Source organism: Acinetobacter sp. AB03 (assembly GCF_058107045.1).
In genome coordinates this window covers 3,198,777-3,205,262 of sequence record NZ_JBUEBA010000002.1, presented here as the reverse complement: position 1 = coordinate 3,205,262, position 6,486 = coordinate 3,198,777, and the positions used below count along the sequence as shown (strand labels likewise).

Below are 6,486 nucleotides of genomic sequence, written 5' to 3'. Positions count from 1 at the left end.
CCCGTAGGGTGCTTTTATGGCTTATTTTGTAAAGCGCTTAGGCATCAATATCCGCATTCAATGCATTTTCTTCAATGAATGCACGACGTGGTTCCACGTCGTCACCCATCAAACAAGAGAACATACGATCGGCTTCAATCGCATCCTGAATGGTAACTTGCAACATGTTGCGGTTTTCAGGATCCATAGTGGTTTCCCAAAGCTGGTCCGCATTCATCTCACCCAAGCCTTTATAGCGTTGAATCATCATGCCACGACGCGAATCAGACAAAATATGCTGCCATACCTGATGGAAGTTAGTGACTGCAATCTTGCGATCACCTTTTTGTAGGTATGCGCCATCTTCCAACAACGTGAACCAACTCTTGGAGTTTTTCAACAAACGTGCATATTCACCAGAACCCAATAAGCCTGCATCTAATAAGTAGCTGTGCGGCAGATTGTGTACATAGATGGTGATACGGGGTAAGTAAGTCTCGATCTTTTGACCATCTGCCAGTTCTTTCTCAAACGTTTCTAAGCTTAACTCAGGACGCAAGCTCGGTTGAATCTCTGCCACAGCACTGCGCACTTGTTCAGCCCACTGCTCAACATAAGCTCGGTCATGGTTTTGATCAAGCTTAAAGCCTTCAACCGAAATCAACGCATCTAAGACACTGGCAGGATAACGTACAGTTAAACGCTGTAAGCTCTTCTGAGACGTTTGATAGTCCGCAATCACATTCGCCAAAGCTTCACCACGGATCGCAGGTGCAGCATCGCTGATGTGCAATTCAAGCTCATCAATCGCGTTTGAAATTAAATAGGTTTCAAGCGCATCATTATCTTTCAGATATTGCTCTTGCTTGCCTTTTTTCAGCTTATACAGCGGTGGCTGAGCAATATAGATATAACCACGCTCCACCAGCTCAGGCATTTGACGGAAGAAGAAGGTCAACAACAGCGTACGAATGTGCGAACCATCCACGTCAGCATCGGTCATGATGATGATTTTGTGATAACGCAACTTGTCCGGATTGTACTCTTCACGACCAATACCACAACCCAATGCCGTGATCAGCGTACCGACTTCTTGAGATGAAATCATCTTGTCAAAACGCGCACGTTCCACGTTTAGGATTTTACCTTTCAACGGTAAAATCGCTTGCATCTTACGGTTACGGCCTTGTTTAGCTGAACCGCCCGCAGAGTCACCCTCGACCAGATACAATTCAGATAATGCTGGGTCTTTTTCTTGGCAATCCGCAAGTTTGCCTGGTAAGCCTGCAATGTCTAACGCACTTTTACGACGCGTCATTTCACGCGCTTTACGTGCTGCATCACGAGCACGTGCCGCATCAATGATTTTGCCTGCAATTGATTTTGCAGCTTGCGGGTTTTCAAGCAAATATTCAGAGAATGATTTATTCATTGCCTGCTCAACCGCAGGTTTCACTTCACTTGAAACCAACTTTTCTTTGGTCTGAGAAGAGAACTTCGGATCAGGCACTTTCACTGAAACAATCGCAGTTAAACCTTCACGGGCATCATCACCAGAAACCGCTACTTTCTCTTTTTTGAGTAAGTTTTCGTTTTCCATGTAGCTGTTTAGACCACGCGTTAATGCCGCACGGAAACCCGCTAAATGCGTTCCACCATCTTTTTGTGGAATGTTGTTGGTAAAGCAACGTACATTTTCTTGATAGGTATCATTCCACTGCAACGCCACTTCAACACCAATGCCATTTTCAGCCTGTACGGTGAAATGGAAAATGTCGTTCAGATGGGTTTTGCCTTGGTTAATATATTTCACAAACTCAGACAGACCACCTTCGTAGTCAAACACATGTTCTGCATGAATACGCTCGTCACGCAAAACAATGCGCACGCCCGCGTTTAAGAAAGACAATTCACGTAAACGACGCGCTAGAATATCGACATTGAAAATGGTTTGGCTAAAAGTTTCAGCACTTGGCCAAAAACGGACAGTTGTTCCTGTCGTATCCGTATTCCCCACAACAGTCAGTGGGTAAACCGGATCACCGTGTTTATATTCTTGTTGATGAATATGACCTGCACGATGAATCGTCAGTTCCAACTTACGCGACAAGGCATTTACAACCGATACACCTACACCATGTAGACCACCTGAAACCTTGTAGCTATTGTCATCAAACTTACCACCTGCGTGCAGAATGGTTAAAATCACTTCTGCGGCAGAAACCCCTTCTTCAGGGTGAATATCGGTCGGAATACCGCGCCCATTGTCCGATACACTTACAGATTCATCTTCGTGAATCGTCACCAAAATTTCATCACAGTGACCTGCAAGCGCCTCATCGATCGCATTATCCACCACCTCAAACACCATATGGTGTAAGCCTGAACCATCATCCGTATCACCAATATACATACCCGGACGTTTACGTACTGCGTCCAATCCACGTAATACTTTGATACTAGAGGAATCATAAGCTTTTTCTGTGGTTTGTTCCGTTTGAGAAGCAGCTTGTTGATCTTCTGAACTCATGGTTTCTCCCTAGCGAAAAATAGGTCTATCCCGTGATGGGTAAAATCTAAAATCATTGTGCGACAACTTGAACTTGACCGTTTTCAACACAGAATAATTGATAAGAAATAGATAAATCATGTAAGTGATTTTTGACTGATTCATACTCTAAAGTGGTAATAAAAACTTGACTACCCAGTTGGCTCAATCGCTCAATTAAACGTTGTTGTGCTGTTAAATCTAATTCTGCTGTCAGATCATCTAATAATACCACAGTTTCCTTATTACAAGCATGCAGCATTGCAATCTGTGACAGTTTTAAGGCTATGATTAACAGCTTTTTTTGTCCACGTGACAGTACGACATCGGCATCGCCAAGGCTTGTTTTTAAACGCAAATCTGCCTTGTGTGGACCATACTCGGTATAGCGCCGTTCAAGGTCTTTTTGATGATGACTTTGCAGGTCATGCAGCAACCCTACCTCGGTATGAAAGCCAGGGCTATATTCTAACTGAACCTCGATATCTGGCAGCAGGTGTTTTAAATCTTGCTCAAAAAAGCCCTTCCACTGCTCCACAATGCTGACGCGCTGCGAATGCAGCATTTCCCCATAATCACCAAGCATTTTGTTCCACGGCTCCAAATCTGCCAGACTTAGATTCCGTCGTGTTTTCAGTAAACTATTACGCTGTTTTAATGCCCGTGAATAATATTGCCATGCATGATAAAACTCAGGTTCCACGTGGAACATCAGCCAATCTAATAGTTGCCGTCTAGGCTTGGCACCATGATCAATAATATCGGTACTTTGCGGATCAATCAGTTGCAAAGGAAGAATCTTAGCCAACTGGCCTTGAGTGGCAATGTTGTCGCCATTGACCTTGATGAGCTGTTCACCAGACAACAGCTTTTGCATCCCTATTTTTTCAGAACTGGATTGGGCAAAGACAATCGCGTCTTGGGTGTCGGTTTGAATATAGTGTTTCGGAATATGGGTCCGAAAGGAACGCCCAGTCGCCAACAGATGAATGGCTTCTAAAATTGAGGTTTTACCTGAACCATTTTGTCCATAAAAAACATTAAACGGTTGCAATCCATGGAGAGCAACCGTTCTGAGATTTCGAACACGTTCGATGTTTAAACGCGTGATTTGCATGCCTGAACCTAGGGCTTAAACACGCATTGGCATGACCACATAGGTCTGATCTTGATGAGCTGGATCTTGCACTAGAACCGATTGATTTGCTTCGGTCATCGTCATTGACACATCATCACCATCCAATGCGCCTAAGACTTCCAAGATATATTGGGCATTAAAAGACATTTCCATTGGCGCATTATTATATTGAATCGCCAAATCCTCTACGGCTTCGTCTTGCTCTGGGTTATTGGCACGCAGCTGCAAAGTGTCTGCGGCAAAGTTTAAGAACACACCACGTAGTTTTTCATTACTTAAAATCGAAACACGTTGTAAAGATTGCTTAAAGACATCATGTGCAATTAACACATTTTTATCCCCACCACGTGGAATCACACGGCGATAATCAGGGAACTTACCGTCAATCAGTTTTGTGGTGAAACGAACCGTGGTATCCCCTTGTTCTTTGTCACGACTGGCAATAGAAATGGTCACATTCAATAGTTCACGACCAATCAACAACGCCAATTGTTCATCTTCAATGCTCAATAAACGCTGTAGTTCACCCACCGCTTTACGTGGAACAATCGCTTGAATCAATTGAGTGGCATTTGAGCTAGCAACAGTTTCACACAGAGCTAAACGGTGGCCGTCTGTGGTCACTGCACGCAGTTGATTATTATCAATTTCAAGTAAGGTTCCCGTGAGATAAAAACGCACATCCTGCACCGCCATAGCAAATGCAGTTTTTTCAAATAGGCGCTTTAATTCACGCTGTGTCACCGCAACTTGCGTGCCTTGCGTGTTCTCTGTGGTCAATAACGGGTAATCTTCAGCGGGTAAAGTCCCCAACACAAAACGGCTATTACCAGACTTTAAAATACAACGCTGATCTTCAGTAATTTGTAAGTCTATCAGTGCTGCAGTCGGTAAAGATTTGCAAATATCCATCAACTTACGTGCAGGAACGGTCGTTTCACCCGCTTGTAAACACGCCCCTTCTGTAAGAGGGGTACTTGCAACCAATTCGACTTCTAAGTCTGAACCTGTGATCGTCAACGACGCTTGGGTTACTTGTACTTTAACATTTGAGAGAATATTTAAAGTATGGCGACGTTCAACCGCTCCTACGACATGTGATAGAACATTAAGTAAGCTTTCTTTCGCGATTTTTAAACGCACGATACATTCCTCGAAAAACTGAAGATAAAATAATAAATAAATGTGTTTTTAGCAGTGTACTATGCGGCAGAACATGCCGCATTGCAAGAATAGAATTTGAGCAATTTTGCTTAACTTTGCAGCAAGCGTTGCAAGTTTTTATAGTCCTCATTGAAGATCGGATCTTCATCGCGCAGACTTAAAACTTTTTCACAAGCATGCATGACGGTACTGTGATCTCGACCGCCAAAGGCCATACCAATTTCAGGGAAACTGTCTCCCGTTAACTCACGTGCCAAGCCCATTGCCAATTGGCGTGGACGAGCATAAATACGGGTCCGTTTAGGCCCAACCAACTCTTTGAGTGGAATTCTAAAGTACTCACTCACCACACGTTGAATATTTTCAGTACTGATGGTTCGTGCACGAATGGCCAAGACGTCTTTTAATGACTCACGCACAACATCCAAATCAATAGCTGTACCCTTAAAGCGTGAAATGGCCACCACTTTATTCAGCGCACCTTCCAATTCACGTACGTTTGCAACCACTTGTTGCGCAATAAATAACGCACAGTTTCGTGGTAATTCCACATCATTGCTTTCTGCTTTTTTCAGCAAAATTTCAATACGGGTTTCAATATCTGGTGGCTCAACCCCAACCGACAAGCCCCAAGAAAAGCGTGAAACCAAACGTGGATCTAATTCCGTTAATTCTTTTGGATAGCGATCTGAAGTCAGAATAATTTGCTTAGATTCATCTAAAAGTGCGTTAAAAGTATAGAAAAACTCTACTAAACTCGCCTCTTTACCCGCCAACAAATGAATATCATCGACCAACAATAGATCTAAAGATCGGCAATTTTTTTTAAATTCTTCCACTTTGCCTTGTTGTAAAGAACTAACAAAATCTTGAACAAAGCTTTCTGCCGTCATATACATGACACGTGCATTCGGTTTGGCTTGCAACAAGGCATTGCCCACTGCTTGCATTAAGTGTGTTTTACCTAAACCAGTCGGGCCATATAAAAATAAGGGATTGTGCTGAGAAGCACCTAACTGAGTTAAAACCTTACGACACGTTTCAGCAGCCATTTGGTTTGAACGACCTTCCACAAAAAGTGAGAAGGAAAATAAAGGATTTAACTGGCGTTTACGGCTGTTTTTAGAATTCCCTTCTTCTTTTTCTTTTTTCGGACGTACAACAGGTGCTGGAGCAGACTCTAAAGCCGCAGTCGTCGTTGCAGGTTGCTCACTCGCAGATAAAATTGCACCTGGGCGTGAGTCGACTAAAATTTCAACTTTACGTACACGCCCTTCAGAGAGCTGCTCCACTAAAATTGTAATCAATTCTAGGTGATGTTCTTGAATGTAACGTGTCCAATAGGGATTGGGAGCATAAAGACGTAGTGTGTCATTTAACTCTTCTGCAACTAAAGGGCGTATCCACATTGTAAAGACATTCCCAGATAGCTCTTGTCGCAAGCGAGTTAAGCAGTCCGTCCAAAGCATGTGAAACCCCTATTCATTCCATCGATAATTAATAAAAACACTATGTACCCACCGAAGCGGGTCGCCATTCTAACCAAGTTATCCACATCTGTCATGGAAAATTCTGCAGATATTGCTCAAAAAGTCTGCTTATGAAAATAAATTTAAATTCAAATACTGGTGTGGATAAGTTTATCCGCAAACTGTGG

General features: G+C 43.1%; 4 protein-coding genes. All 4 read right to left on the bottom strand.

What is annotated here, in order from left to right:
• Positions 1-37 precede the first annotated feature (37 nt).
• Positions 38-2,509, bottom strand: coding sequence for a DNA topoisomerase (ATP-hydrolyzing) subunit B (gene gyrB, locus ACY3FQ_RS16090; RefSeq protein WP_005401771.1), 2,472 nt, complete (start codon positions 2,507-2,509; stop codon positions 38-40).
• A gap of 52 nt (positions 2,510-2,561) precedes the next feature.
• On the bottom strand, positions 2,562-3,644 hold the full coding sequence (gene recF, locus ACY3FQ_RS16085) for a DNA replication/repair protein RecF (protein ID WP_005401772.1): 1,083 nt from the start codon (positions 3,642-3,644) through the stop codon (positions 2,562-2,564).
• A gap of 15 nt (positions 3,645-3,659) precedes the next feature.
• Positions 3,660-4,808, bottom strand: a complete 1,149-nt coding sequence (dnaN, locus tag ACY3FQ_RS16080; RefSeq protein WP_159153738.1) for a DNA polymerase III subunit beta — start codon at positions 4,806-4,808, stop codon at positions 3,660-3,662.
• A 110-nt stretch (positions 4,809-4,918) separates the two neighbouring features.
• A complete protein-coding gene (gene dnaA, locus ACY3FQ_RS16075; RefSeq protein WP_004697428.1) occupies positions 4,919-6,298 on the bottom strand; it encodes a chromosomal replication initiator protein DnaA in 1,380 nt (459 codons plus the stop codon).
• Positions 6,299-6,486 lie beyond the last annotated feature (188 nt).

What these genes read in the sequence shown, in the direction of transcription:
- gyrB (WP_005401771.1), bottom strand. Translation starts at nt 2,509, where the DNA reads ATGAGTTCAGAAGATCAACAAGCTGCTTCTCAAACGGAACAAACCACA.
- dnaA (WP_004697428.1), bottom strand. Translation starts at nt 6,298, where the DNA reads ATGCTTTGGACGGACTGCTTAACTCGCTTGCGACAAGAGCTATCTGGG.
- recF (WP_005401772.1), bottom strand. Translation starts at nt 3,644, where the DNA reads ATGCAAATCACGCGTTTAAACATCGAACGTGTTCGAAATCTCAGAACG.